Source organism: Nocardia sp. CDC153 (assembly GCF_035818515.1).
GTDB lineage: Bacteria > Actinomycetota > Actinomycetes > Mycobacteriales > Mycobacteriaceae > Nocardia.
The window spans coordinates 84,012-106,143 of the sequence record NZ_JAYKYU010000010.1; the positions used below are offsets into that span (position 1 = coordinate 84,012).

The following is a 22,132-nucleotide window of genomic DNA, read 5'->3' on the forward strand; positions in this document are numbered from 1 at the left end:
CCGGAACGACTTCCGCCCCACCGGGGTCGGTGGGGCGGAGGTCATTTGGGTTCGCGGCCTACCTGTTTCAAGGCCATTCTCAGGGCGTATTCGATTTGGGCGTTGATGCTGCGGAGGTCGTCGGCGGCCCATTTGGCGATGGCGTCGTGGACGGACGGGTCGAGCCGGAGCAGCACCTTTTTCGGCTCGCGTTTGACCATTACGCGTAGAGGGATCCGGCGTTGACGATGGGGGAGGCGGCGCGGTCGCCGCACAGGACCACCAGCAAGTTCGAGACCATTGCCGCTTTGCGCTCCTCATCGAGTTCGACCACGCCCTGTTCGGAGAGGCGGTCCAGGGCCATGCCGACCATACCTACCGCGCCCTCGACAATGCGGGACCGGGCCGCCACCACCTGGGCGGCCTGCTGGCGAACCAGCATGGCCTGGGCGATTTCCGGCGCGTAGGCGAGGTGGGTGATGCGGGCCTCGATGATCTCGATGCCCGCCAGCTGGGTGCGGTCGCGCAGTTCGGCGGTGAGCTCGCTGGCCACCTCGGCCCCGTCGCGCAGGCTCGGGGTGTCGGTGTCATCGGACTGGTAGGGGTGGGTGGTGGCCAGGTGCCGGACCGCGGTCTCGGACTGGGTGGTCACGAAATCCTCGTAGTCGTCGACCGCGAAGGCGGCCTTGTAGCTGTCGACCACCTGGTAGACCACGACCGAGGCGATCTCGACCGGATTGCCGTCCAGGTCATTGACCTTCAGCTTCTGGGTCTCGAAGTTGCGGACGCGCAGCGAGATGCCGCGGCGGGTCGACAGCGGAGTGATCCAGTGGAATCCGGCCTCGCTGACCGAGCCGATGTAGCGGCCGAAGAACTGAATCACCTTGGCCTGATTGGGGTTCACGGTAATGAATCCGCTCAGCACCAGCACGGTGGCCAGGATCGTCACGGCGAGCAGGACGCCGAGAGCGGTCGACGAGCCGGAATGATCGGTGGCCCGGCTGTGCAATCCATGGGCCTCCGCGGCGATCGCGATGGCCAGCAGTACCAGCACCCCCAGCATGACGAAGCCGTTCAGCCGGAAGGCCCGACGCAACTCCATGACATCCTCCTAGTATCGAAGTGATATCACGACGATAGCGCAGGCCGTCGCGGTTGAACAGTGCTTTCTCGGGTGTCTTGTCAGCGGGGCCGGATATTGCGGTTGTTGCGGAACAGGTTGGCCGGGTCGTACTTGGTCTTCAGTCCGGCCAGCCGCTCGTAGGTCGCCGGGCTGTAGCCCTGACGGGTCTGCTCCTCATCGGCCATGTCGCCACCGCCGTACAGGAAGTTCAGGTTGTGGCCGATATCCCAGGGCTGCAACGCCTTTCGAATGCCCACCAGACCGGTGCGAATGGCGTCGGCATCCGGGCCGGGCATGGCGATCACACGGGCGACGTACTCGGCCTCACGGTGATCCATCGAGATCCCGTTCGGCCCCGGACGACCCAGCGCACCGCCGAGGTGCCGGAATCCGGCGACGACCGGCAGCGGCGACCCCGGGCCGGTCGCCTCCAGGAAGGCGTCCGTGGCGTCGGCGGGCAGCTCGGCCAGCAACGCGTTGGTCGCGGTGTAGGGGTGCGGCTGATCCGGATCGCGGTAGATGCCGTGGGTTTCGGTGTACGGCATGACCCGCAGGTCGTCGGCCATGCGCTCGCCGATGGCCCGCAGCGGCGCGACCAGTCGCTCGCCCTCCTCGGCGGAGCCGGTGAAGGCGATATTGATGGTCGCGGTGTAGCGGCCGCGCAGGTGTTCGGGCACCTGCGGGATGTTCGGAATGGTCAGCATCGTGATGGCCGAGGTCATCTGCTCGGGCAGATCCTGCGTCCACAACCGCCACGCCTCCAGCGCGGGTGCCACCAGGGGCGTGTCGAATTGCAGCTGGCCGCCGTAAACCTCGGTGACCGGCAGCAATTCGAGTTCCAGCGCGGTGACCACGCCGAAGTTGCCGCCGGTGCCCAGCACCGCGCCGAACAGCTCGTCGCCCGGCTTCAGGCTGCGCACCCGCCCGTCCGCGGTGACGATCTCGATGCCGCGCACATACTCCGCGGCGTACCCGAATGCGCGGGCCAGGATGCCGATGCCGCCGCCCAGGTGGTAGCCGACCACGCCGACCGACAGCGAGGAGCCGTTCAGCGGCGCGAGCCCGTGGGCGGTCGCCGCGTCGATCAGCGCTCCGGCCTGGACACCCGCGCCGACGCGGGCGATCCGGCGCTCGGCGTCGATGCGGATATCGGTCATGCGGCGGGTGGTGATGAGCACCCCGCCGTCGGTGGCGACGGAAAGGCCGTGCCCGGTCGCCTGCACGGCGACCGAAAGTCCTTGGCGTGCCGCGTATTCCACGGCGGCACGCACGTCCTCGGTATGGACCGCGCCGACGATCACGGACGGCCGGTGGGTGTAGGCGGTCTGGAATCCGGCGATCTCGGCGTCGTAGCCGGTGTCGCCCGGCTGGAAGACGGGGCCGGTGGTGGTGATGTCGATCTTCGCTGTCTTCGTCATGTCTTCGACTCTGCCCGGATCTGATCAATAACTCCAACAGATAGTTTTTCTTGTAGCTAGAATCGACAGTTATGGAACTGCGTCAGCTGCGGTACTTCGTCACGGTCGCCGAGGAGGCCAATTTCACCCGCGCGGCCGCCCGCCTGCATTTGGCGCAGCCGGGGCTGAGCGCGCAGATCAGACAGCTGGAACGCGAACTGGGACAACCGCTTCTGGACCGCACCAGCCGCTCGGTCACCCTCACCCCGGTGGGCGAGGCGGTGCTGCCCCTGGCCCGCGCGGCGCTGGAGCAGGTCGAGCGCATCACCCACACCGTCGACGAGTTCACCGGCCTGCTGCGCGGGCACGTCCGGGTCGGCATGATCGCCGGTGGCGCGCTCGAGGAGATCGATATGGCGCAGGTACTGGCCGATTTCCACCGCGATCACCCGCAGATCGGCATCTCGCTGACCGAGGACACCTCCGACGCCATGCACGCGGCCGTGCGCCGCGGCGATCTGGATATCGGCGTGCTGAGCATTTCCGGCGACCTGGATCCCGCCATCGGCACCGAAACCGTCTACGACAGCGCCATTGTCGCGGCCGTGCCGCTCACCGCGGAGGGCTTCGGCGAGCGAATCACGCTGGCGGAGTTGTGCGACCATCCTCTCATCTGCCTGCCGAGCGGCACCGGGCTGCGCGGATTGCTCGAAAATGCCTGCGCCGCCGCCGGTCTCGTGCCGGACGTGGCATTCGAGGCGGCTACTCCCCCGCTGCTCATCCGGCTGGCCGCGCACGAGCTGGGCGTGGCCGTCATTCCCCGCATCCCGGCCGAGGAGGCCGCGGAGCTGGGTGTGCGCACCCTCGAGATCGATCCGGCCATGCGCGGCCGCCTGGTGCTGGCCTGGAACACCGAGCGGCCGTTGAGCCCGGCGGCGAAGGTCCTGCTCGGGCAGCTGCGAATCGCGCTCTCGCGCTGGAAGAACGCGACCCGCGACGCTCAGGCCGCGAACACGGCCCGCAGGCCGCCGTCGCGCACCGCCTGAATCCCGATCAGCGCCAGCAACAGCACACCCGTCACCAGGTGCTCGATGGCGTCGCCGAGGTGGTGCGGGAAGCTGAACACGATCACGTGATGCGCGAACAGCGCCCACACGCCGACGATGAATCCGCCCCCCACACCGGCGATCACGCAGTACCAGGCAGCCCACCGCTTGCGCAGCGCGGCGATGAGCGCGGGTGCGAAGAGCAGCAGGCCCGCGAGCCCGTGCCAGCCGTTGTAGTCCATGCCGAGAACCGGTGTGGCCGGGGCGTGTTCACCCATGGCGAAGCTGGGTTCGGCCACCCAGCCCACGATGGCCCAGACGATGTGCACGACCCCGACCACGAGGACCGCCCACTGCAGAAAACTCCATCGTGTCGATGAGACCGGATGCTCGGCTACCGCGGTCATTCCCATGTCGCCGCCTCCCAACGGTGCGACCGGATATCTACTACAAACTGTAGTTGACAAAGGCGATCAGCGTAAGTGCTATCGCAATATTCCCTAACCTTCCCTATTGCGTCATCCAATAGGGAAGGTTAGGGTAGTTTTCGTGACCGATCGTCTCTACTCCGTCGATGAAGTCGCGGACCGCCTCGGCCTGCACGTGCGTACCGTCCGCGGCTATGTGCGCGACGGGAAGCTGCCCGCCACCCGCATCGGCAAGCAGTACCGCATCAACCAGACCGACCTGGAGGCGTTCACCGGCCGACCCACCCCCGACAGCCTGCGCGAATCGACTGCCCGGCAACGGCATTCGGAAGTCTCGAGCATCGTCGAGGTGGACGCCGTGGACCAGACCACCGCCGACCGCGTCAGCACCCTGCTCACCGGCACGGCGGGCAACCGGTTCGCCAATGACCAACCCCTGCGGGTCCAGACCTTCTACGACCGCGAACGCGCCCGCCTGAAGGTCGTTCTCGTCGGCGGCCTGGCCGATACCGCCCGGCTGCTCGAATACATGGAAGGAGTGCTCGCGTCGTGAACGCGATCTACAAGTCCGAGGCCGGTCGCGAGGCCATCGGAGCCCGCTACCGAGAACTGCTGCGGCAGTGGCCGGTTCCCGCCGAGCAGCTGCACATCCCGACCCGCGAGGGCGACACCTTCGTGGTGGCCTCCGGCCCCGCCGACGCCCCGCCGGTGATCGCCCTGCACGGCTCGGGCGGCAACTCCGCGACCTGGCGAGCCGATATCACCTCCTGGGCACAGGATTTCCGCGTCTACGCGGTCGATATCGTCGGCGAACCCGGCGGCAGTGCCGAATCCCGACCCGAACTCGGCTCCGACGCCCTCGCCCACTGGCTCGACGATGTCCTTGCGGGCCTCGGCATCTCGGGCTCGGCCGCCTTCATCGGCATGTCGCTCGGCGGGTGGATCGCACTGGACTACGCCATCCGACGCCCGGATCGGGTCGGCAAACTCGTCCTCTACTGCCCCGCGGGCATCGGCAAGCAGAAGTTCGGCTGGATCTTCAGGAACATGGTCGACCACCTGTTCAGCAATCACGATCTGCGCCGCACCGCCGCCATCGTCACCGGTCTGAGCGCCACCGACCACACGGAGGTGCTCGACGACGTGGCGCTGACCTTCACCCACTTCAACCCGCGCATGGGCAAGCTCCCGATCTTCACCGACGCCGAGCTGAGCGCCCTGAAGATGCCGGTGCTGGTGATCGTCGGCGCGGACGACCGCATGTTCAAGTCCGCCGAAACCGCCGCTCGCGCAGAACGTTCCATCCCCGACGCCACGACCCGCGTCCTGCCCGGCGTGGGCCACGCCATCTTCGACCAGACCGACGCGGTCCTGCACTTCCTCCAGAAATAACAAGATCAGGGAGCTCTCGGCGAGGAAATTCGGACGAATTCCTCCGGGAGAGCTCCCTGATCGTGGTGTGCGACTAGAGGATGCGCGACAGGAAGGCTTTGGTCCGGTCGTGCTGGGGGTTGGCGAGGACCTCGCGGGGGTCGCCCGCCTCGACGACCACGCCACCGTCCATGAACACCAGCTGGTCGGCGACCTCGCGGGCGAAGCCCATCTCGTGGGTCACCACCACCATGGTCATGCCCGAGGCCGCGAGTTCGCGCATGACGCCGAGCACTTCGCCGACCAGTTCGGGGTCCAGCGCCGAGGTCGGCTCGTCGAACAGCATGAGCTTGGGGTCCATGGCCAGCGCGCGGGCGATCGCCACGCGCTGCTGCTGGCCGCCCGAGAGCTGGGCGGGATAGGCATCGGCCTTGTCCGACAAGCCGACTCGGTCCAGCAGCTCGCGCGCGCGAGCCACCGCGTCGGCCCGCTTGAGCTTCTTGACCTGGGTCGGCGCTTCGATGATGTTCTCCAGCGCCGTGCGGTGCGGGAACAGGTTGAAGTGCTGGAACACCATGCCGATATCGCGACGCTGCTTGGCGGCGTCGCGCGGGCTCATCTCGTAGAGCTTGTCGCCCTTCTCGCGGTATCCCATGAGATCGCCGTCGACGTAGAGCCGACCGGCATTGATCTGCTCCAGGTGGTTGATGCAGCGCAGGAAGGTGGACTTGCCGGAGCCGGAGGGCCCGATCAGGCACAGCACCTCGCCACGCTTCACCTCGAGGGTGATGCCCTTGAGCACCTGCAGCGCGCCGAAGCTCTTGCACACCCGATCGGCGCGCACCATCGGCACGCCCGACGACGACGCCGGCGCGTCCTTGACCAGCGGCACCGGATCCTTCGAGAACGACATCGAGTCCTCGGACATATCTGCGTTCACCTATCCCGTTCCGCCGGCGACCTGCGCTGCGGCCAAGGCGCGCAACTGCTTTGCCGTCAGCTGCCGCGACGAACCGCGCGCGTAGTACCGCTCGAGGTAGTACTGGCCGATCATGAGCACGCTGGTGATGAGCAGGTACCAGGTGGCCGCCACCAGCAGCAGCGGGATCGGTTGGAAGTTGATGCTGTAGATGTCGCGGGCCCGGCCGTAGAGGTCGGTGGTGAGCGGAATGGCCGTCACCAGCGAGGTGGTCTTCAGCATGGAGATGAGCTCGTTGCCGGTCGGCGGGATGATCACCCGCATGGCCTGCGGCAGCACCGTGCGGGTCATGGTCTGCGACCACGACATGCCCAGCGCCACCGACGCCTCGCGCTGCCCCTCGCCCACGGAATTGATTCCGGCGCGGACGATTTCGGCCATGTAGGCGGCCTCGTTGAGACCCAGGCCGATCATGGCGAAGAAGAACGGCGCGGACCAGTGCTGCACATCGAAGTGCGTGAACGACGGCCCGAACGGCACACCGACGGTGATGGTCTTGTACAGCGACGGGAACAGGCCCCAGAACACCAGCTGCACATAGACCGGCGTCCCGCGGAAGATCCACAGGTACACCCAGGCCACCGAGCGCAGCACCGGATTCGGCGAGAGCCGCATGACGGCCAGCACCACGCCCAGCACCACGCCGATCAGCATGGCCAGCACGGTCAGTTCCAGGGTCACCAACGCGCCCTTGGCGATTCGCTTGTCGCCCAGGTACTTGAAGTAGGTGTCCCAGTGGTACGCGTCATTCGTCTTCGCACCCCACAGGAACAGGCCCAGGGCGATGAGAATGATCGCGGCGGCGATCCACCGGCCCGGTCGACGCAGCGGAATCGCCTTGATCGGCTCGGGCTCGGTGTTCGCTACTGTCGCAGTCGAAGCTGCGGAGTTGTCCTGCGACATAAGGTTTTAGCTCGATGCTCCGTTGATGACCGACTTGGTGATCGCGCCCTCCTGGACACCCCAGTTCTCGGCGATCTTCTTGTACTGGCCATTGTCCATCAGGTACTGCACGGCTTCCTGCAGCACCGGCGCCAGCGGCGAGCTCTTCTTGACCGGCCAGCCGTAGGGCGCGGAGTCGAAGATCTTGCCCGCGGCCTCGATCTTGTCGCTGGCCTGCTTGATGGCGTACGCGGTCACCGGGGAGTCGGCGGACATGGCGTCGACCTGACCCTGCACCAGCGCGTTGGCGGCGGCGGACTGCTCGTCGTAGGCGACCTTCTGGATCTCCGGCTTGCCCGCGGCCACGCACTTGGCGGACTTGGCCGGGATCTCGTCGGTGTCCTGAACGGTGGTGCGCTGCACCGCGACTCGCTTGCCGCAGGCATTGTCCGGGTCGACCGGCTTGCCCTTCTGCTGGGCCCACTGGCTGCCCGCGGAGAAGTAGTCGACGAAGTCGGCGGTGGCCTCGCGCTCCTTGTTGTCGGTGAACGAGGACATGCCGACATTGAAGGTGCCGGCCTCGATGGACGGGATGATCTTCTCGAAGTCGGCTTCCTTGTAGTCGGCGGTCAGGCCCATCACCTTGGCGACCGCGTCCATCAGGTCGACGTCGAAGCCGACGATCTTGCCGCTGCTCGGGTCGCGGTACTCGTTCGGCTGGTAGGGCACGTTCACGCCGACGGTGAGCTTGCCGGAGGACTTGATGTCCGCGGGGACCTTGGCGGCAATGGTGTCGACCTTGGTGACGTCGACCTTCGCGACAGTCGGATTGCTCGACTCCGAGTTGTTGCTACAGGCGGCGGTCAGTACCAGGGCGCCGCCGGCTAGCACGCAGGCGGCCCGCAGGGCACGCCCACGGAGAGAGTTACGAACAGACACAGCAGTCCTCCACGAGTTCGGGTGCGCGACATCCGGACGACACACGCCCCTTGCTTTCACCTAGGCACTGTGAAATGTAGGCGAGTGACACCGTCCACGTCGGTCGGTAACCGAACATTAATCGGCGACACGCCGTTGCGTGGCCGAACACGCCCGGTCCCGGAAGTGCGCGCTCACCAGCGGTGCAGCCGGGCGCGCACCTGCTCGGTGAATTCGGAGGTAGATGCTAGCCCACCCAAATCGGACGTGGCGACACCGGCCCGCAACGTATCCGCAACTGCGTGTTCAATGCGCTCGCCGACTCGGCGCAAGGCGCTGTAGCGCTGGGTGCGGCCCATCCAGCGCAGCATCCCGGCCGCGGAGTTGAACAGCGCCACCGGATTCGCGCGGTTGTGACCGGCCAGCGTCGGGGCCGCGCCGTGCACGGCCTGCGCCATGATCTGTGTGTCCGAACAGTTCACCGAGGCCGCCATGCCGAGCGAACCGCTCAGCTCCCCGGCCAGATCCGAGAGGATGTCGCCGAAGAGATTCTCGGTGACGATCACGTCGTAATCGCCGGGCGCGCGGACCAGATGCGCGGCCGCGGCGTCCACGTGCTCATCGCGAACCTCGATATCCGGATACTCCGCAGCGACCTCGTAGCAGACGTCCCGGAACATGCCCATGGTCATCGGCAGCACATTGGCCTTGTGCACGATCGTCACCTTCTTGCCGCGCTCGGCGGCGATCTCGAAACCCAGGTGCGCGATGCGCTCGATGGCGGCGCGGGTGAACACGCCGACGGACAGGGCCACGTCCCGCGACGGCTGGAACTCGCCCGAACCGGCGGCCATATTGCGGTCGGCGTAGAGGCCCTCGGTGTTCTCGCGCAGGATCAGCAGATCCATCGCGGGGGCGACCGAGCGCACGCCCTCGATGGTGCGGGCCGGACGGATATTGGCGTAGAGGCCGAAGCGTTTGCGGACCGCGCCCGCGGGCGGCAGGCCGACGCGGTGTTGCGGTGCGTAGGAGGCGCTGTCGTGCGGGCCCATGATCCAGGCGTCGAGTTCGGCGAGTCCCGCCAGGGTCTGCTCGGGCACCGGATTGCCGTACTCCACGATGGCCTCGTGACCGAGCGGCAAACGCACCCACTGCACCGGCGACAGACCGGTCGCCTCGACCGCGTCGTCGACCACTTCCCGGGTAGCGCGCACGATTTCCGGGCCGATGCCGTCGCCTTCCAATAGGCCCAGGCGTAGTGGCGTGTCGATCTCGCTCATGGCAGTCATCCTCGCGCAACCTCGCCCATCGCGCCTCCCCGGCGCATCGTCCGAGCATGTTTCGAGACCTCGGCGTAAGTTCGGGACACCATGGTGCAATCGGTGGAGCTGGTGCTGGACTCGACGTCCGAGGCGGCGGTGCGGGAGCAGTGGGCAGTGCTGCGGGAGCTGGGATTGCATGCGCCGGGGGCCGAGCATCGACCGCACATCACGGTGGCGGTGGCCGCGGAGATCTGGCCGCGACTGGACAAGACGTTGGGGCGGCAGGACTTCCGGCCCTTCACCGTCCGACTGGGCGGGCTGCTGGTGTTCGGGTCGCGCTCGCCCATTCTGGTGCGGGCCGTGGTGCCCTCCGCCGAGCTGATCGCCTTGCAGCACAGGATTTTTCGGATAGTCGAGGACTGCCCCGGCATACCCGCGAATCTGCGGCCCGACGCCTGGACCCCACATGTCACCCTGGCCCGGCGGCTGCGACCCGGCCAACTTCAGGCCGCGCTCGATGCCGTGGCCTGGGACAAGGATTTCCGGGCTACCGTGGTGGGTATTCGGCGGTGGGACGGTGATCGGCGCGTCGAATGGCCCGTGGCAGCGGGTTGACACCACGCCCGGCCGCACGGGGGAAGATAACCGCAGTGCCCGGTGTTGCTACCGGGGACATCCACACGAGAGGAAGCCATGGCCACCCAGACCCTGACCGAGCAGAACTTTGACGAGGTAGTCACCGGAAACGACATTGTTCTCGTCGATTTCTGGGCATCGTGGTGCGGCCCGTGCCGCAGCTTCGCCCCGACCTTCGAGGCCTCGTCCGAGCAGCACACCGACGTGGTGTACGGCAAGGTCGACACCGAGGATCAGCAGGGCCTGGCCGCGGCCGCGAACATTCGCTCCATCCCGACGCTCATGGCCTTCCGCGAGGGCATCCTCGTCTTCGCCCAGCCCGGCGCGCTGCCCCCGGCCGCCCTCGAAGACCTCGTCACCCAGGTGAAGGCGCTCGATATGGAAGACGTCCGCAAGCAGATCGCCGAGCAGCAGGCGAAGTAGGACCCCGCGCACACCTCAGCGCCGCATCTCCCCCGAAAAGAGATGCGGCGCTTGGCGTTTCAGCGGTGAATCAGAAGTGCGAGCCGAGGCGGTTGATGCCCGCGATCATGGCGCGAATCGTCGACTCGGCGGCATCGTCGGCGAGGGCGGCGCCCCAGCCGCGACGACCATTGAACTCGCACTGGATGAACGTCGCCATCCCGTCGGCGGTCCGACGCTGATGGAACTGCAGGATCTCCACCGGATAGCCCTCGTCGTAGAGGGCCGAGGTCAGCGCCGCCACCGGGCTGCCCGTCGCCACGACGGTGCGCAGGTGATCGGCGATTTCGAGGGTGGCCGTCCCGGCGCGGTGGCCGATGGGCGTCCAATCGCTGAGCTTCACCGGACCGGTCGGCTCGCAGTACCGGTCGTGGAACTCGGTGGGCGTCAGGCCGGTGCATTCGGCCCGCAGGCTCGCGGGGGCAGCGGCAAGGAACATGGGCGTGTCGATGGTGATAGTCATTGAACTAGGTCTTCCCGACTTCTTCCGAAGAAAGTGACAGAGGGGACCAGCAAAAGAAGTTCATCGGCCGCAGCGAGGGGCCGGTCCGAATCAGACCCCGCTACGGCGGAGAACTACGAGTACGCGCGCGACAGCGGCATTCGCGGTAAGCGAAATGAGCGCGGCGCGGTCGCGGTCGGCGACGTCGAGCACTGCGCTGCGGCTGTAGGCGGGATTCGGCACGGGGTCGAGCATAAGGGCAGACCCACGCAATGGCAACCATATTCGCAATCGACCCACGAGTAACTTTGTCGCAGGTCACCCGACATGTGACGGGGCCCTACCACCCCTCGATGCCGCAATGGGCAAACACCATCGGACCAACGATCGACCGCTCCATGAAATTGCCATTTCCGACCCATCGGACAGGGCATCCGACCTCGCTGTCACGGTCGGACGGATAGCCCACTAGCGGCGAGTCAACCGCCGCAGCCACCGGCGGACAAATCCGACGGGTTCCTCGAATTCGAGCCCGGCCGGATCACTTTCGGCCTCGTCCGGGCTCACCGAAGGTTCCGTCGACCCGCTGAGCCACCGTTCGAAACCGGCCGCTATGCCGGTCAGATGGTCGCGGTACTCGTCCGAATCGACCGCCCAGCCGTCATGATTCCAGCGATCGACACTGGCCGGTTCTCGTGGCGCCGCGTTACGAATGGCCCGCAGCACCGCCGGGCGATAGACGAGGGCGACCCGCCAGTCGCGCAGGTATTTCGCGGGCAGGTGCACGGTGATCGGGCTCCGACGGTGGCGGCCGTAGCCCACGACCGTGACGGTCTCATAGCCCGTACCCGCGAATCCGCCGATGACATACAGCTTCGCACCGGCCGGGAAACGACCGTGACCGCGGAACTTCGCTTTCGGTCCGGTCGGACTGTATGGGTAGGAGCGCATGGTGGCGATCAGGCACCACTCGGGTGGCGTGCTGGAGTCGGCCTGATCGCCGCCGGGCGCGGGCATCGGGTCAGTGGGCGGCGGCGTCCCAGGAGCGGCCTACGCCGACGGAGACCTCGAGGGGGACGGAGAGGTCGATGGCGTTGGACATGTGTTCGCGGGCAAGGGATTCCAGCTGCTCGCGTTCGCCGGGGGCTACCTCGAAGACGAGTTCGTCGTGGATCTGCAGGAGCATGCGGGATTTGAGGCCCGCCTCGCGGATCGCCTTCTGGGTGTCGATCATGGCGACCTTGATGATGTCGGCGGCGGTGCCCTGGATGGGGGCGTTGAGTGCCATGCGCTCGGCGGCCTCGCGACGCTGACGGTTGGAGGAGTCCAGGTCGGGCAGGTAGCGGCGGCGGCCGAAGAGGGTTTCGGTGTAGCCGACCTTGCGGGCCTGCTCGACCGCGTCGCGCAGGTAGTCGCGGATCGCGCCGAAACGGTTGAAGTAGACGTCCATCTGGACCTTGGCCTCGTCGGCGCTGATCTTCAGCTGCTGGGACAGGCCGTAGGCGGACAGACCGTAGGCCAGGCCGTAGGACATGGCCTTGATGCGGCGGCGCAGCTCCGGATCCACCTCGGAGATCGGGATGTCGAAGGCCTTGGAGGCGACGAAGTTGTGCAGGTCCTCGCCGGAGTTGAAGGCCTCGATCAGACCCTCGTCCTTGGACAGGTGGGCCATGATGCGCATTTCGATCTGGCTGTAGTCCGCGGTCATGAGCGACTCGTAGCCGGGGCCCACCACGAAGGTGTCGCGAATGCGGCGGCCCATATCCGTGCGGATCGGAATGTTCTGCAGGTTGGGCTCGGTCGAGGACAGGCGTCCGGTCGCCGCCACCGTCTGGTTGAAGGTGGTGTGGATGCGGCCGTCGTCGGCGACCGACTTGAGCAGACCGTCGACGGTCACCTTCAGGCGGGTCGCGTCGCGGTGCTCGAGCAGGTGCTGCAGGAACGGGTGCTGGGTCTTCTCGTAAAGCCCTTCCAGCGCATCGGCATCGGTGGTGTAGCCGGTCTTGGTGCGCTTGGTCTTGGGCATGTCGAGCTCGTCGAACAGCACCACCTGCAGCTGCTTGGGCGAACCCAGGTTGATCTGCTTGCCGATCACCTCGTAGGCGGCGTTCGCAGCCTCGGCGACACGGTCGGCGAATTCACGCTGCAACTCCTCGAGCTGCGACGAATCCACCGCGATGCCCGCGGCCTCCAGATCGGCCAGCACACCGAGCAACGGCAATTCCATGTCACCGAGCAGCGCCGTCGACTCGATGCGCTCGAGCTCGGCGTCGAAGGCGTCGGCGAGGTCGGAAACCGCACGGGCGCGCAGCATTTGGGCATTGGCGACCTCGGCGTCCACCTGCTCCTCGTCATCGAGCAGCGACAGCTGGGTCTCCCCGCCATTGTCGACGCGCAGTTCCCGGCTCAGGTAGCGCAGCGACAGATCCTCGAGGTTGAAGGTGCGCTGGCCCGGCAGGATCAGATAGGCGGCCAGCGCGGTGTCGGTGCTGAGCCCGCCCAGCTGCCAGCCGCGCCCGCGCAGCGCGTGCATGGCGGTCTTGGCCTCGTGCAACGCCTTCGGGGTCTCCGAATCGGCGAGCCAGCCGCCCAGCGCCTTCTCGTCCTCGGGGGTCAGCGTGTGCACGTCGATGTACGCGCCCTCGCCATCGGCGGCGGCCAAGGCGATGGCCTGGGTGTCACCATGCACCGGCGAGCCATTGCCGACCACCGAAACACCGTGCCGCGCACCGGCTTTGGCGTGCTGGGCCAGCCAGTCGGCGACGGTTCCGGCGGCCAGGGCGCTACCGCTGATCTCGAAGCCGGACTCGGCCTCGGGCTCGACGGGCGCGAGGGTGTCGAAGAGCCGGTCGCGCAGCACCCGGAACTCCAGCTCGTCGAACAGCCGGTGGATCTTGTCCCGATCCCACGGCTGCATGGCCAGCTGATCCGGCGTGTACGGCAGCGCCACATCCTTGACCATCTCGGTGAGCTGCCGGTTGAGCACCACGGCGGACAGGTTGGCGCGCAACGCGTCTCCCACCTTGCCCTTGACCTTGTCCACCTGGTCGACCAGCGTGTTCAGATCCCCGTACTCGCGCACCCACTTGGCCGCGGTCTTCTCCCCCACGCCCGGAATGCCCGGCAGATTGTCGCTCGGGTCGCCGCGCAGGGCCGCGAAGTCCGGATACTGCGCCGGGGTCAGCCCGTACTTCTCCTCCACCGCCGCGGGGGTGAACCGGGTCAGCTCGGAGACGCCCTTCTTCGGGTAGAGCACGGTGACGTCGTCGTTGACCAGCTGCAGCGAGTCCCGGTCACCCGTCACGATCAGGACCTTGAACCCCTGCGGCACGGCCTGCGTGGTGAGGGTGGCGATGATGTCGTCCGCCTCGTACCCCTCGATGGCCATGACCGGAATCCCCAGCGCCCCCAGCACTTCCTGGGTGGTCTCCACCTGCCCCTTGAACTCGTCGGGCGTGGTCGACCGATTCGCCTTGTACTCCGGATACGCCTCGGTCCGGAACGTCTTGCGGCTCACATCGAACGCCGCCGCCACATGCGTCGGCTTCTCGTCGCGCAACAGGTTGATCAGCATCGCCGTGAATCCGTACACGGCGTTCGTGGTCTGCCCGCTCTGCGTCTTGAAGTTCTCCGCGGGCAGCGCGAAGAACGCGCGATAGGCCAGCGAATGTCCATCCAGCAACAGCAGCGTCGGCTGCTCCCCGGAGCTGGCTGCGGACACGACGGCAGGACGCTGATCAGTAGAGGCAGGGGTCACCCGAGAGAGTCTAGGTATCCCCACCGACATCCGTGCGCATCGGGCGGACTCGGCCCGTCGCCCCAGGTCGAATAAACGATTTCATCCGGGACCGGCTACCTGGTAGCGTGATCACCCGTCAAAGGGGTGTAGCTCAATTGGCAGAGCAGCCGTCTCCAAAGCGGCAGGTTGCAGGTTCGATTCCTGTCGCCCCTGCGTGAACGTTCGGGCCCGGTCACCATCAGGTGACCGGGCCCGAATGCTTTCTCGGGGGCCGGATTCAGCCGACGCCCAAGTAGGCGGACTTCACGGCGGGGTCGTGCAGGAGTTCACGACCGTCGCCGGTCTTGGTGACATCGCCCGTTTCCAGGATGTAGGCGCGGTGGCTGCGGGTCAGCGCCTGTTGGGCGTTCTGTTCGACCAGCAGGACCGTGGTGCCCTGGGCGTTGATGTCGGCGATGATTCGGAAGATCTGCTGAATCACCATGGGGGCCAGACCCATCGACGGCTCGTCCAGCAGCAGCAGCTGGGGACGGGCCATCAGGGCGCGACCGATGGCCAGCATCTGCTGCTCACCGCCGGAGAGGGTGCCGCCGACCTGGCGACGACGCTCCAACAGGCGGGGGAACAGTTCGAAGACCCAGTCCAAGGTCTGCCCGTACTCGGCCTTGGACTTGAACGGCCTTGCGTGGCAGCCCATATCGAGGTTTTCCTGGACCGTCATGCCCGGGAACACACCGCGACCCTCCGGAGCCTGAATCAGGCCCGCCACGACCCGCTCGTGCGCCTTCATGCGGGTGATGTCCTGGCCCTGGAACATGATGCGGCCGCGGGTGAGCGGCAGCAGGCCGGACAGGGCGCGCATGGTGGTGGTCTTGCCCGCGCCGTTCGCGCCCAGCAGGGTGACCAGCTCCCCCTGGCCGACATTGAGCGAAATGCCGTGCAGGGCTTGGATTCTGCCGTAGTTGACGACCATGTCCTCGACGCTCAACAGCGTGTCACCGGCCGCGATCTCGGACTTCTCCGATGCCGGCATGCGCTTGGCCAGATCCGGAACGGGTTCGCCGCCAACGCTTTCCGCCTCGGCGGCATCGGCGGCCGTCTCGGCGTCGGCCTCGTCGGGCACACCCAGGTAGGCGTTGATCACCGAGGGATCCTGGCGGATCTGCTCGGGCAGTCCGTCGGCGATCTTGCGGCCGAACTCCAGCACCACGATCCGGTCGGTCACGCCCATGACCAGCCGCATATCGTGCTCGATGAGCAGCACCGTGTACCCGTCGTCGCGGATCTTGCGAATCAGATCCATGAGCGCGGACTTCTCGCTCGGGTTGAAACCCGCGGCGGGCTCGTCCAGGCACAGCAGTTTCGGCTCGGTCGCCAACGCGCGCGCGATCTCCAGCCGACGCTGATCGCCATAGGACAGATTGCGCGCCTTCTCCACCGCGTGCGGCGCGATGCCGACGAATTCCAGCAGCGCCATGGCTCTTTCGAGCGCCTCGCGCTCCTCACCGCGATGCCGCGGCGTGCGGAACACCGCGCCCGGCACCGAGGTCTTGTGCCGCGCGTCCGCGCCGACCACCACGTTCTCCAGCGCCGTCATCTCGCTGAAGAGCCGGATGTTCTGGAACGTGCGCGCGATGCCGAGGCGGGTGATCTCGTTGCGCTTGGTCTTGGTCAACGGCTTGCCGTCGAAGTAGACCGTGCCACCCGAGGGCCGGTACACGCCGGAGATGGCGTTGAAGCAGGTCGTCTTGCCCGCGCCATTGGGTCCGATGAGTCCGAGGATCTCGCCGCGGCGGATCTCGAAGCTCACATTGTCCAGCGCGGTGAGGCCGCCGAACTTCACCGTGAGCCCGTCGGTGCGCAGCAGGGGCGCGCCGACGGCGGTCTGGATCTCCCGATGCGGTGCGGCGATTTCCGCGACCGCGTCCGAATCGGCGAGCACCGGAAGGACTTCGGTCACGTCCAGCACACCGGCGGGCTCGACCTCGGGAGCCTCGGTGTAGCCCGCCGCCATGTCCTCGTTGTCGAAGAGCGCGTCGCCCGGCCCCGTCACTGCGCCTCTCCCGTCGCCTGCGGGGCCACCGGCCGCCGCACCGCTCGATACACCTGCCGCCCGTAGGCGAGTAGCTTCTGCCGAGCCGGGAACAGACCCTGCGGCCGGAAGATCATCAGCACCACCAGCGTGAGTCCGAAGAACAGATACTTGTAGTCGCCCAGCGACTGTCCGCCCACATTGACCGACATGAGCCGGTTGGGCAGGTACACGATCAGGAACGCGCCGACGATCACGCCGAGCTTGTTGCCCTGACCGCCGAGCACCACCGCGCACAGGAACAGCATCGAGTTGATGACGTTGAACCCGGTCGGGTTGATGAACTGCACCTGGCCCGCGTACAGCGCGCCGGACAGGCCGCCGATGCCCGCGCCGATCATGAACGCCCACAGCTTGAACTTGAAGGTGGGCACACCCATGATCTCGGCGGCGTCCTCGTCCTCGCGAATGGCGACCCAGGCGCGGCCCACCCGGCTGCGCTCGAGATTGCCGACGAAGATGAGCACGATGACCACCAGCACGATGCCCAGCCAGTACCACCAGGTGCCGGAGTTGGCGTGGTCCAACGGATTCCAGCTGTGCTTGTCGCCCAGATTGCCGGAGGAGAAGTAGCCGCCGGGATGGCTGTCGGACTCGCCGAGGTGCGGATACTGAATGCGGGACAGACCCAGGCTGCCATTGGTGATGTCGGGCAGGTTGTCGGCCAGCAGGCGCACGATCTCACCGAAGCCGAGCGTCACGATGGCCAGGTAGTCGCCGCGCAATCGCAGGGTCGGCGTGCCCAGGATGAGCCCGGAGATCGCGGTCGCCAGAATGGCGATCGGCACGCACAGCAGCCACGCCCATTTGGTGCCGAGCCAGCCGCCGGTCTGATTCCACGGGCTGTTCGGACTGGTCAGCAGGCCGACCGTGTACGCGCCGACCGCGTAGAAGCCGACGTAGCCGAGGTCCAGCAGACCCGCCTGTCCCACAACGACATTCAGGCCGATGGCAATGAGCGCGTACATGGCGAACTGCGCCATCACGCCGCCGAAACTGGTCCCGGGGGTGTTCAGCAGCGGCGGCGGGTAGAGCGGAATGATGGCCAGCACCAGGATGATCGGCACCCCGACCGCCCACTGCGCCGGTCGCGACAGGCCACCCCACCAGCCGCGAATGGCATCACCCACACCGTGTCCGGAGGCCGAATCCTCCGGCGCGGGAGCGGTTTTCGTGTTCGTCATGCCCGCGCCCTCCCCAGGCTCTCGCCCAGAATGCCGGTCGGGCGAATCATCAGCACGGCCACCAGCACCACGAAGGCAACAACATCACGCCACTGCGTGCCGAACAGGATCTGCCCGTAGTCCTCGGCCAGCCCCAGCAGCAGCCCGCCCAGCAGCGCGCCGCGCAGGTTGCCGATGCCGCCGAGTACCGCGGCGCTGAAGGCCTTGATACCCAGGATGAATCCGCCGTTGTAGATGATGCCGTTGGGGATCTTCAGCGTGTAGAGCAGCGCGGCCGCACCGGCGAGCACGCCGCCGATGAGGAAGGTCAGCATGATGACCCGCTCGCGCGAGACGCCCATCAGCGTCGCGGTGTCCGGGTCCTGGGCCACCGCGCGAATGCTGCGGCCGAATTTCGTTCGGTTGATGAGCAATTCGGTGGTGAGCGCCAACGCGATGGCGGCGAGAATGATCACCAGCGCGATATTGGTGACCGAGGCCCCGAAGATCTGGAACTGCTCGCTCGGCTTCACCAGCACGATCGGCTGCTGCGCGTTGAGGCCGCCGAGCTTGTTGCCCGACAGCTTCGGCAGCAGGTAGTGCACGAATTCCTGCAGCACGAACGACATTCCGATCGCGGTGATCAGGAAGATCAGGGGTTTCGCCCCGCGTTTGCGCAGCGGGCGGTACGCGACGCGTTCCAGGCCGACGGCCGCCGCGCCGGAGACCAGCATGCCGAAGACCATGGCCGCCGCCAGATAGATGACGGTGAGCCCGACACCCTGGGAGTACACGTCACCGCTGGCCGCGAATCCGAAGACCATCAGACCGACCAGCTGGCCGAACATGCCCAGCATGAATACTTCCGAGTGGGCGAAATTGATCAGGCGCAACACACCGTAGACCAGTGTGTAGCCGACCGCGACCAGGGCGTAGATCGAACCGTAGGTCAGGCCCTCCACGGTGAGCCGCCAGAATTGGTCGACGACACCGGAGACATTGAAATCGATGGAACTGCTCGCCAACAGTGTCACATCGGCCAGAGCGGGTGCAGACATTCGTTACTTTCGCCGTCCTAAGGAAACAGCGGGTGCCGAAACCGTGCTCGGCACCCGCTGTTCCGAATATCGTGTGCGCTACTTGACCTGGTACATCCAGATCAGCGCGTTCGCCAATTCACCGGTGGGACCCCACTTGTACTCGCGCGCCAGACCCTGGCCGTCGTAGTTCTTCACGAAGTCGACGAGGTCGGGGCGGGTGGTCTTGCCGGACTCGATGCCCTTGAGGACGATCGTGGTCAGGTCGTAACCCTCGGTCGAGTAGGTGCCCGGGTCGTAGTTGTTGAACGCCTTGTAGGCGGCGGCGAACTTGTCCGAGGCCGGACCACACGGGCACGACAGCAGCGCGTCCTTGGAGGCGTTGCCCGCCTGCTTGACGAACTCGACGTCCTTGGTGCCGTCATCGGAGATGAAGGTCGCGGTCACGCCGCCATTGCGCAGCTGGCTGACCAGCGGCGAGGCCTCGGCGTAGTAGCCCGCGTAGAAGATGCCGTCCGGCTTGGCCGAGGCCATCTTGGAGACGGTGGCGGAGAAGTCCTTGTCCTTCGCCTTGACGTTGGCCGCGCAGCTCGGGTCGGCGATCGAGCCCAGGCCCTCGGTCACGGTCTTGGCCAGGCCGGTGCCGTAATCGGAGTCGTCGGCGATGACGCAGATCTTCTTGAACTTGCCGGTGCCCTTGAGGTATCCGGCGACGGCCGGGCCCTGGATGCCGTCATTGCCCAGGCCGCGGAAGAAGTTGCCCCAGCCATTGGTGGTCAGGGTGACGTTGGTGGCCGACGGCGTCAGCGACAGCAGGTTGGCCTGGTTGAGGATCGCGCCGGTCGCCTTGGTCTCACCGGAGAAGGTGGGGCCGATCAGGGCGACGATGGACGGATCGCTGACGATGGTCGGAATGACCTGGGTGGCCTTCTGCGGGTCGCCCTCGGTGTCGAATTCCTTGACCTGGACCTGGCAGCCCGGGTTGGCCTTGTTGTGCTGGTCCAGCGCCAGCTTCACACCGCGGATGATGTTCAGGCCGAGGTTGGCGTTGTCGCCGGTCAGCGGGCCCGCCATCGCGATGGTCTGCGGGGCGCACTTGCCCTTGCCGTCACCGGCCGGGTCCGCGGCCGCGGAGGTGTCCTTGGCCGGAACCTCCTTGCCCTGTGCATCCACCTGAACCAGCGGCTGGATGGTCAGATTCGACCCGCCCCCGCCGGAGTTGTCCGTCGATTTGCTGCTACATCCGGCAGAAGCCAAAGCCAGTACCGCCGCCGCGCCGATGACCACCGCTCGCGCTGTGCGACTGCGTCGCAGCGAAGACGTGCGCGTCATTGAACCAAGCACGATTCACCTCATGTTCTGTGCTCCCCGAGTGATCGAGGAGGGCCGCCCCATCGATCGGCCCGAACCAGAACATAGCCCTGCCAGGTTAGCTCCGCATCACATTCGAATCATCCATGTGACATCGCAACAAACGAAAAGGCCCTGCTGTTACCGCACTGTAAACTTTTACAGTTGATTTTCGGCAACGGCAGGGCTAAGACGCGGCAAATGCCTTACTTCGGCGCGAGGTTCTCCAGCACCACTTCCGCGACGGCCTTCATGGTGGTGCGACGGTCCATGGCCGTGCGCTGAATCCACTTGAACGCCTGCGGCTCCGATAGACCCTGGGTCTGCATCAGCACACCCTTGGCGCGTTCGACCAACTTGCGGGTCTCGAGCCGGTCGGTCAGATTCGCGACTTCGCTCTCGAGCGCCGCGATCTCGTGGAACCGGGACGCGGCCAATTCGATGGCCGGCACCAGATCCGACTTGGTGAACGGCTTCACCAGGTACGCCATCGCCCCCGCGTCGCGTGCCCGCTCGACCAGGTCGCGCTGGCTGAAGGCGGTCAGGATGACCACCGGCGCAACGCGTTTCGACGCGATCTCGGCCGCGGCGTCGATACCGTCTCGGCGCGGCATCTTCACGTCCATGATCACCAGGTCGGGCCGCAACTCCTCGGCGAGATCCACGGCCTGCTGGCCGTCGCCCGCCTCACCCACCACGTGATAGCCCTCCTCCGAGAGCATCTCCACCAGGTCCATCCGGATGAGCGCCTCGTCCTCGGCAACCACCACCCGCTTGGGGGCGTTCGCCGCGGCATCCTTCTTCGAACCGCCCCCTGCTGTCGTTCCCATAGATGAACCCCTGTCGCTTCCGAATACCGATTACCCGATGCCACCTCGTCCCGCGCCACCCTCGCAGGCCCAGCACGCACCGAGTACCCCAAAGAGTACCGTCGCCCCGCCCCCACAACCCACGTACCCAGCGCAAACCGACCAGTATCACAACCATGTCATCCCCCCACCCCCTCGATTAGGGACTTCCCCCACCCACCCGCTATCATTTCTCCCCGGTGCGCCGGGTTGGCGGAACTGGCAGACGCGACGGTCTCAAAAACCGTTGTCCGGAAGGACGTGTGGGTTCGAGTCCCACACTCGGCACCAGATGAGAGGGCGGTTTCGGTGATTGCCGGAACCGCCCGTTTTCGTACGTCCGTAGGCTGGCGTACATGGGGGTGCGGGCGGTCGTTTTCGACATTGGCGGAGTTCTCGAGGTGACCTCGGAAATGACGTTTCTCGGGGACTGGCTGGGGCGACTGGGGTTGACGCTCGACGACGTCGGACCGGAACTGGTCGAGATCTGGCCACTGGGTGAGCTCGGCGTCGTCACCGAATCCCAAGTGCGGGAGGCGATCCGCACCGGACTTTCGGTTGATCAGCAGATCGCGGATGCGGTGATCGCGGATATGTGGGGGCAGTACCTCGGAGTCGCGAACACCGAACTCATCGACTACCTGGCCCGGTTGCGACCTCGTTTCCGAACCGGCCTGTTGAGCAACAGCTTCGTCGGGGCCCGTCAACGGGAAAGTGCCGCTTATGGTTTCGAGGATCTCGTCGATGACATCGTGTACTCCCACGAGGTTGGGATCGCCAAGCCGGATCCAGAAATCTACCTTCTCGCGTGTAGACGACTCGGTATCGATCCCCACGAGACGGTATTCGTCGACGACTCCGAGATTGCAGTGACCGGAGCAAAGTCGGTGGGCATCACCGCGATCCTTCACGAGAGCAATACAAGAACCATCTCCACGCTTGACACACTGTTGACCTAGAGCACATCACCACTACTAC

Annotated in this window: 22 protein-coding genes, 2 tRNA genes and 1 pseudogene; 8 read left to right on the forward strand and 17 right to left on the reverse strand. The window is 66.3% G+C overall.

Annotation, left to right across the window (positions count from 1 at the left end):
- Window positions 1–41 precede the first annotated feature (41 nt).
- From VMT65_RS37400 to VMT65_RS37410, 3 genes are all read right to left on the reverse strand, one after another.
- Window positions 42–200, reverse strand: coding sequence for a hypothetical protein (locus tag VMT65_RS37400; protein ID WP_326313480.1), 159 nt, complete (start codon window positions 198–200; stop codon window positions 42–44).
- The gene (locus VMT65_RS37405; protein WP_326313483.1) at window positions 200–1,081 is read right to left on the reverse strand and encodes an SPFH domain-containing protein; all 882 of its coding nucleotides are present in this window, start codon (window positions 1,079–1,081) and stop codon (window positions 200–202) included. The genes VMT65_RS37400 and VMT65_RS37405 overlap by 1 nt, the downstream gene beginning before the upstream one ends.
- A gap of 80 nt (window positions 1,082–1,161) precedes the next feature.
- On the reverse strand, window positions 1,162–2,520 hold the full coding sequence (locus VMT65_RS37410) for an FAD-binding oxidoreductase (RefSeq protein ID WP_326313484.1): 1,359 nt from the start codon (window positions 2,518–2,520) through the stop codon (window positions 1,162–1,164).
- Window positions 2,521–2,591: 71 nt separating this feature from the next.
- On the opposite strand from VMT65_RS37410, the gene VMT65_RS37415 reads away from it, so the two are divergent.
- The gene (locus VMT65_RS37415) at window positions 2,592–3,545 is read left to right on the forward strand and encodes a LysR family transcriptional regulator (protein ID WP_326313485.1); all 954 of its coding nucleotides are present in this window, start codon (window positions 2,592–2,594) and stop codon (window positions 3,543–3,545) included.
- Here the strand turns inward: VMT65_RS37415 and VMT65_RS37420 are convergent.
- Window positions 3,500–3,958, reverse strand: coding sequence for a DUF4383 domain-containing protein (locus tag VMT65_RS37420; protein WP_326313486.1), 459 nt, complete (start codon window positions 3,956–3,958; stop codon window positions 3,500–3,502). The two genes, VMT65_RS37415 and VMT65_RS37420, sit on opposite strands and share 46 nt — an antisense overlap.
- A 136-nt stretch (window positions 3,959–4,094) precedes the next feature.
- Here VMT65_RS37420 and VMT65_RS37425 point away from each other — a divergent pair, with 136 nt between their 5' ends.
- Both VMT65_RS37425 and VMT65_RS37430 read left to right on the forward strand, forming a co-directional pair.
- The gene (locus VMT65_RS37425; RefSeq protein WP_326313487.1) at window positions 4,095–4,526 is read left to right on the forward strand and encodes a helix-turn-helix domain-containing protein; all 432 of its coding nucleotides are present in this window, start codon (window positions 4,095–4,097) and stop codon (window positions 4,524–4,526) included.
- Window positions 4,523–5,365 carry an alpha/beta fold hydrolase gene (locus tag VMT65_RS37430; RefSeq protein ID WP_326313488.1) on the forward strand — a complete coding sequence of 281 codons (843 nt, stop codon included), beginning with the start codon at window positions 4,523–4,525 and terminating at the stop codon, window positions 5,363–5,365. Before VMT65_RS37425 ends, VMT65_RS37430 begins: the two co-directional genes overlap by 4 nt.
- A gap of 73 nt (window positions 5,366–5,438) precedes the next feature.
- Here VMT65_RS37430 and VMT65_RS37435 read toward each other — a convergent pair whose 3' ends face one another.
- From VMT65_RS37435 to VMT65_RS37450, 4 genes are all read right to left on the reverse strand, one after another.
- Window positions 5,439–6,191: an amino acid ABC transporter ATP-binding protein gene (locus VMT65_RS37435; RefSeq protein ID WP_326313569.1), complete on the reverse strand. Its 753-nt coding sequence runs from the start codon at window positions 6,189–6,191 to the stop codon at window positions 5,439–5,441.
- A 93-nt stretch (window positions 6,192–6,284) separates the two neighbouring features.
- A complete protein-coding gene (locus VMT65_RS37440) occupies window positions 6,285–7,226 on the reverse strand; it encodes an amino acid ABC transporter permease (RefSeq protein WP_326313489.1) in 942 nt (313 codons plus the stop codon).
- Window positions 7,227–7,232: 6 nt separating this feature from the next.
- A complete protein-coding gene (locus tag VMT65_RS37445; RefSeq protein WP_326313490.1) occupies window positions 7,233–8,144 on the reverse strand; it encodes an ABC transporter substrate-binding protein in 912 nt (303 codons plus the stop codon).
- A 173-nt stretch (window positions 8,145–8,317) separates the two neighbouring features.
- Window positions 8,318–9,412, reverse strand: coding sequence for an isocitrate/isopropylmalate dehydrogenase family protein (locus tag VMT65_RS37450; RefSeq protein ID WP_442790391.1), 1,095 nt, complete (start codon window positions 9,410–9,412; stop codon window positions 8,318–8,320).
- 81 nt (window positions 9,413–9,493) lie between these two features.
- Here VMT65_RS37450 and VMT65_RS37455 point away from each other — a divergent pair, with 81 nt between their 5' ends.
- Complete coding sequence (locus tag VMT65_RS37455; RefSeq protein ID WP_326313492.1) at window positions 9,494–10,000, forward strand: 2'-5' RNA ligase family protein; 507 nt, start codon at window positions 9,494–9,496, stop codon at window positions 9,998–10,000.
- A gap of 78 nt (window positions 10,001–10,078) precedes the next feature.
- On the forward strand, window positions 10,079–10,444 hold the full coding sequence (gene trxA / locus VMT65_RS37460; protein ID WP_326313493.1) for a thioredoxin: 366 nt from the start codon (window positions 10,079–10,081) through the stop codon (window positions 10,442–10,444).
- Between the two features lie 70 nt (window positions 10,445–10,514).
- Here trxA and VMT65_RS37465 read toward each other — a convergent pair whose 3' ends face one another.
- The 3 genes from VMT65_RS37465 to polA form a co-directional block, all read right to left on the reverse strand.
- The gene (locus tag VMT65_RS37465; RefSeq protein WP_326313494.1) at window positions 10,515–10,946 is read right to left on the reverse strand and encodes a 2-keto-3-deoxygluconate kinase; all 432 of its coding nucleotides are present in this window, start codon (window positions 10,944–10,946) and stop codon (window positions 10,515–10,517) included.
- A 447-nt stretch (window positions 10,947–11,393) separates the two neighbouring features.
- Complete coding sequence (locus VMT65_RS37470; RefSeq protein WP_326313495.1) at window positions 11,394–11,942, reverse strand: hypothetical protein; 549 nt, start codon at window positions 11,940–11,942, stop codon at window positions 11,394–11,396.
- Window positions 11,943–11,946: 4 nt separating this feature from the next.
- Window positions 11,947–14,682, reverse strand: coding sequence for a DNA polymerase I (polA, locus tag VMT65_RS37475; protein WP_326313496.1), 2,736 nt, complete (start codon window positions 14,680–14,682; stop codon window positions 11,947–11,949).
- 122 nt (window positions 14,683–14,804) lie between these two features.
- Here polA and VMT65_RS37480 point away from each other — a divergent pair.
- A tRNA-Trp gene (locus tag VMT65_RS37480) sits at window positions 14,805–14,877 on the forward strand.
- Window positions 14,878–14,941: 64 nt separating this feature from the next.
- On the opposite strand, the gene VMT65_RS37485 is transcribed toward VMT65_RS37480, so the two are convergent.
- The 6 genes and pseudogenes from VMT65_RS37485 to VMT65_RS37510 form a co-directional block, all read right to left on the reverse strand.
- Window positions 14,942–15,697 (reverse strand): ABC transporter ATP-binding protein, encoded by a 756-nt coding sequence (locus tag VMT65_RS37485; RefSeq protein WP_326313570.1) that lies wholly within the window; start codon window positions 15,695–15,697, stop codon window positions 14,942–14,944.
- 78 nt (window positions 15,698–15,775) lie between these two features.
- Window positions 15,776–16,678 (reverse strand): annotated as a pseudogene (locus tag VMT65_RS37490) (ABC transporter ATP-binding protein); the annotation flags it as partial.
- A gap of 35 nt (window positions 16,679–16,713) precedes the next feature.
- Window positions 16,714–17,940 (reverse strand): branched-chain amino acid ABC transporter permease, encoded by a 1,227-nt coding sequence (locus VMT65_RS37495; protein ID WP_326313497.1) that lies wholly within the window; start codon window positions 17,938–17,940, stop codon window positions 16,714–16,716.
- Window positions 17,937–18,977: a branched-chain amino acid ABC transporter permease gene (locus VMT65_RS37500; RefSeq protein ID WP_326313498.1), complete on the reverse strand. Its 1,041-nt coding sequence runs from the start codon at window positions 18,975–18,977 to the stop codon at window positions 17,937–17,939. The genes VMT65_RS37495 and VMT65_RS37500 overlap by 4 nt, the downstream gene beginning before the upstream one ends.
- Before the next feature lie 78 nt (window positions 18,978–19,055).
- Window positions 19,056–20,288: a branched-chain amino acid ABC transporter substrate-binding protein gene (locus tag VMT65_RS37505; protein WP_326313499.1), complete on the reverse strand. Its 1,233-nt coding sequence runs from the start codon at window positions 20,286–20,288 to the stop codon at window positions 19,056–19,058.
- 224 nt (window positions 20,289–20,512) lie between these two features.
- Window positions 20,513–21,136 (reverse strand): ANTAR domain-containing response regulator, encoded by a 624-nt coding sequence (locus tag VMT65_RS37510; protein ID WP_326313500.1) that lies wholly within the window; start codon window positions 21,134–21,136, stop codon window positions 20,513–20,515.
- Between the two features lie 222 nt (window positions 21,137–21,358).
- Between VMT65_RS37510 and VMT65_RS37515 the strand changes: the two genes are divergently transcribed.
- A tRNA-Leu gene (locus tag VMT65_RS37515) sits at window positions 21,359–21,445 on the forward strand.
- Window positions 21,446–21,510: 65 nt separating this feature from the next.
- A complete protein-coding gene (locus VMT65_RS37520; protein WP_326313501.1) occupies window positions 21,511–22,113 on the forward strand; it encodes an HAD family hydrolase in 603 nt (200 codons plus the stop codon).
- Window positions 22,114–22,132 lie beyond the last annotated feature (19 nt).